At 58.9% G+C, this 5,056-nt stretch carries 2 protein-coding genes; both read left to right on the forward strand.

Going from position 1 to position 5,056, the window contains the following annotated elements:
* Positions 1–1,373, forward strand: a 1,373-nt coding sequence (locus tag EN939_RS20390) for a S9 family peptidase (protein ID WP_164751106.1), incomplete at its 5' end; no start/stop codon positions are given.
* A gap of 833 nt (positions 1,374–2,206) precedes the next feature.
* Positions 2,207–5,056: Ulp1 family isopeptidase (locus EN939_RS20395; RefSeq protein ID WP_245473126.1), on the forward strand; the 2,850-nt coding region annotated here is incomplete at its 3' end.

The raw sequence follows: 5,056 nt of genomic DNA on the forward strand, positions 1-5,056 counted from the left end.
AATATAACCAGCGCGGGCATCAGCTTTATCGCCTGGTCGAGGTAGACGCCGCCTCGGGCCGCGGGCGCTCCCTGATCGATGAGACCAGCGAGACATTCGTTGATTATTTGCCGCTGGGGCATGGCCAGGAGGATGCCGGAAAAATCTTCCGTTACGATGTCGATGACGGGAAGGAGATCATCTGGGCATCAGAGCGCGACGGGTATGAGCATTTGTATCTTTTCAACGGCCGGACAGGCGCGCTCGAAAACCAGATCACGCGAGGTGAGTGGGTCGTCCGGAGGGTCAACCATGTCGATCCGGTCAAGCGTCAGATCTGGTTCGAGGCGAGCGGGATGAACTCGCAGGAGGACCCCTATTGGGTCCATGCTTACCGCATCGGCTTTGACGGCAAGGGACTGACTGCACTGACGCCCGAACCGGCCAACCACCATATCGAGTTCTCGCCTGACAGGCGCTATTATGTCGATCTCTGGTCACGCATCGATCTGCCCCCGCGCATGGCACTCTACCGCGCCAGCGACAATGCCAAGCTCCAGCAGATCGAGACGGCCGACATTTCTGAGCTCGTCGCCGCAGGCTGGCAGCCGCCGCTCAGTTTCCATTCCAAGGGGCGCGACGGCAAAACTGACATCTGGGGCGTGCTCCACCTGCCAGCCAACTTCGACCCGACGAAGAAATACCCGGTTGTGGAGAATATCTATGCTGGACCCCACGGCTCCTTCGTCCCAAAATCCTTCTCGCGGTGGACAGAGCCGCTCACGCAGCTGGGCTTCGTCGTTGCTCAGATCGACGGCATGGGCACCAACAACCGCTCCCGCGCCTTCCATGATGTTGCTTGGAAGAATCTGAAGGACGCAGGATTTCCCGATCGCATTCTGTGGCACAAGGCGGCGGCCGCGCAATATCCATGGTACGACATATCCAACGTCGGCATTTTTGGCGCATCCGCCGGCGGCCAGAGTGCAGTCAGCGCGCTGCTCTTTCACCCCGATTTCTACAAGGTCGCCGTCGCCAAAAACGGCTGCTTCGACAACAGGATAGACAAGACCTGGTGGAACGAACTTTGGATGGGGTGGCCGGTCGGCATTGAATATTCGCAATCCTCCGCCGTTGACAATGCTCACAGGCTGCAGGGCAAGCTGATGATCGCGGTCGGCGAAATGGATGATAATGTCGATCCGTTTTGCTCGTTCCAGCTTGCCGATCGACTCATCAAGGCAGGAAAAGATTTTGACATGGTCTACGTTCCTGGTGCCAATCACCATACTCTAGGCACCTACACCGAGCGCAAACTCCTAGACTTCTTCGTTCGCAACATTCTCGGTCAGACCCCGCCCGACTGGAACACCAAACCGATCGAGCTGGAATAGCTTGTGGCTCTTGCAATTGTTAGCTCGCCTTATCAGCTGTAATCAGGGCGAGGCGCGAGCAAATCTGCACCGAAGGACGATCGTGGAGTCTAGGACTTGCGCTGCGTATTGAGGATCGGCTCGCCGCGGCGTTGGTCTGAGCAAACTGCTTGATAGGCACGCCTGCAGACCGCGTGTGTGCGATTGCAAGATCCCCTATCAGCCTGGTGTGAAGCGTTCAGGGGAAAAGCCGCACCCAACGCCGCTTCCGCTCGCCGTAACGCTACGGCGGTGCGGCCCACCGATCCGCTCGACGAGCATTGGAACACATAGGTCCCCGAACGGACGATTGCCTTGGCAATAGAAGACCCTCGTCGGTCATCGCCGCTGTGGGTGGCAGCCCGTCGGTCTGGAGCTGCCACGATTCTCATCCTCGCGTCACATATGAGCTGAAGCTTTCCGGATCGGGTATCCAATCGGCATCCAGTTGCTCGGCGATATGGTTGAATTCTGCCCTCAGGACAAGAGTGAGTAGAGCAGCCCCGCTACGAAAATCCCATCCTGGTTCGTTTGACGCATCGACTATTCAGATTGATTGGCGTGATACCCGGCGCGGCCGCAACACGCGAGGCCGTCAACCGCTGAGCAGAAAACCAGCCTTCGCCTTCCGCGGCGGCGGACCTCGTCAGCCTCTCGAAAGCTTGCCTGAGTAGGTTGCTCATGTGATCTGTGGAAGTGAGGATAGCGTGCACCCGTACAAACTAGACATTCATCGTGGCAGCTTGGCTGCAGGTGCAGCACGCCGTACCGCACGAGCAAGCGGACAGGCCGGCCAAGCCGGTTTTGAGCAGCACTTGGGCGAACTGCAGGCGGCGGACGAGTTGATGGGTGCGCTAGGCGAGGAGGTCCTCGTCAATGGCTCGCATGGTAAAGGTGAGTTGAGACCAACGAAGAGGCAGAGGATCCAAAGCAATCTGCAGCATGCTGTCACTGAGCGGCAACCAGGTGAGGTTGGCAACTCAGGCGCTCGCGTGATGATGCAACTCCCCACCGATCAGGTGGGTACATCGGAACGGGAGGCGCAACTTGTGATGCAGGGGGACGAGCACGAATACACCCCAGCACCGCATCTCGACGGGTCGATGCCCTCGACAGTGCAGCCGGATCGTCCAATTGTGGTCCCCGACGGTGCCGACAAGCGTCCTGTTTATTCCAACGATGCCACCGCCATCGAAGGGCTGAAGTCAGCACTCCTTGCGGGTAAAGCCAGGCCGGACACGGTCACTCGCAGCACAAATTCTCTTTTCGGCTTTAGTCGTTGGCTCTTTCAAAACAACAAGCCAGGGCTTGCTGCTCGGCTTTACCATCCGTCGCTGAGCCAGGATCTCGAGGAGTACGAGAGTAGGGGTGGTTCCTCCACCGTGGCTGGCGCACTGCGTCAATTGATGAAGTCGATGGGCGGAGCCGGCCCGATTGTGGGTCGCGCTGTCCTGAACCCCCATCCTGACGACGCCGCGCTCACCAGACATTTCAGATCCGCGAGCGGCTACGCAACTGCTCTTAACCATTTCAGTCATTACCTACGTCAAAATGACAAGCTCGGAATTGCGGGTCGCATTTACGATAAATCGCTGGATAAAGATGTTGAGAGCTACAAGGCCGCCTCCTCTAATGGTGGAGCTCCGATCGAATCTGCGCTGGTTTATCTCCGCAAGAACCCGCCGCGCGTTATACTCGGGAATCATCTGGAAAACGCGGTCAGCATGGAGGCTCGTCCCCGTGGCGACGCTGCTCAGCATACCGCACCACAGCAGGGATTCGATTGGCCAGAGGAGCTCCTGCCGGTAGGTTATAAGGAGGGCACCGATCTACCATTGTCTCTCGCCCCAACCGCGCACCAACACCAAGCGCCCGACTTTGGAGAGGCCGTCCCTCACTTGAACTGGCGCCACGGCGACCAGGGCGCCCCGGAGGAGCTGGTAGCTGCACGGGACAGGAGCAGCCCGCTGCCAAGCGAGGCGGTGCCACATAAATCTGGACGGGGACTCGCTACGCAGCCCAGATTGTGGGCGGAGAAATCCGCCTCGCCAGAGCTCTTTCGACGGCGGGCGGAGCAGGCTCTGCCGGCGTCCGCCAGAGGTGTGGAGACATCCTCCGCGGTTGATGAAGCCGCGCAGGCCGCTCGCCAAGCTTTGGCTTGGTTGCAGCAGGAGATGGAGGGGATCGAACCGATGCAGGATCCTCATGAGGTGGCTACACCGGAATGTGAGGCGCAGCTCGTCAGGCAGAGGGATGAGCACGAATCCACCCCAGCACCGCATCCCGGAGGTGGTGGGTCGATGCCCTCGACAGTGCAGCCGGATCGTCCAATTGTAGTCCCCGACGGTGCCGACAAGCGTCCTGTCTATTCCAACGATGCGACCGCTATCGAAGGGCTGAGGGCAGCATTCCACGCGGGTAAGGCCAAAGCGAACACGGTCACTTACAATGTAAATTCTCTTTTCGGCTTTAGTCGGTGGCTCCTTCAAAACAACAAGCCAGGGTTTGCTGCTCGGCTTTACCATTCGTCGCTGGATCAGGATCTCAAGGAGTACGAGAGTACGGGTGGTTCCTCCACCGTGGCTGGCGCACTGCGTTACCTCAAGAAGTCGACAGGCGGAGCCCCGATTATGGCTCGCCCTGTCGTGATCCCCTATCCTGACGATGCCGAGCTCATTAGAAATTACAGAGCCGCTTCGACCAAGGAGTACCTGGCAGCGCCTGCGACCGGACGGAATCCAGATACCGTGGGCGGCTATACAAATTTTCTTAGACATTTTAGTCAGTACCTGCGTCAAAATAACAAGCTTGGGATTGCGGCTCGGATTCACGACAAATCGCTGGATAAAGATGTTGAGAGCTTCAAGGCTGTCTCCTATGGTAATAGGCTAAGTATCAGTTCTGCATTGGCTCACCTCCGGGATATCCTGCCGCGCATTGTGCTCGGGCGCGAAACTGTCCTTTCTGCTCATCCGGCAGACGCAGTCACCAGGCGCGTTGGGGCCGCTGCTGAAGCTGGGCCAGCGGCACCGGCAAGAGCTCCCCAACCCGCCTCGCCAGCAACCGCTAGGCTGCCAGGCACCTACCGCGGCCTTCCACTGGTTGATGTGACCACACTGACTACCAGTTCCTCTGGGGCTCAGATCGGGGCGCTCGATCCGACAGCCCCGTCCAACGTTGCAACGGGGCGGGTGCTCGGCGCCGCCGAATGGCTGAGCGACGCCCATATCCAGAGAGATTACAATTTGCTGGAGGGGCAACTGCAGGGGATCAATCCGGCGCTCGCTGCCCGGACTCGGCTGGTGGATCCTTCCGTATCCCATCTACTGCGACACACGTCGCCGCAAGACGCTCGAGGCATATTGCAGTCCATCTATAATCAAAACAACGCCACAGCCGACTTCCTGTTCTTGCCAGTGAATAATGGCACGGCTACTAGCCCCGGCACCCATTGGTCGCTGCTGCTCGTTGATCGCCGCGACCCGGAAAGGCGGTTCGCCTATCACTACGACTCCCTCCAGCGAGAGGGATATAACGACGTGCCTGCAAAACAGCTCGCAGGACTGCTGAATGCCACCTTGGCGCCAGCCCCCATGGCCAGACAGACGAACCATTATGATTGCGGCGTATTTGTCCTGGAGGGCACGTGGGCGCTGGTTGAACGA

Source organism: Mesorhizobium sp. M7A.F.Ca.CA.002.05.1.1 (assembly GCF_003998335.1).
In the GTDB taxonomy this organism is placed as follows: Bacteria; Pseudomonadota; Alphaproteobacteria; order Rhizobiales; family Rhizobiaceae; genus Mesorhizobium.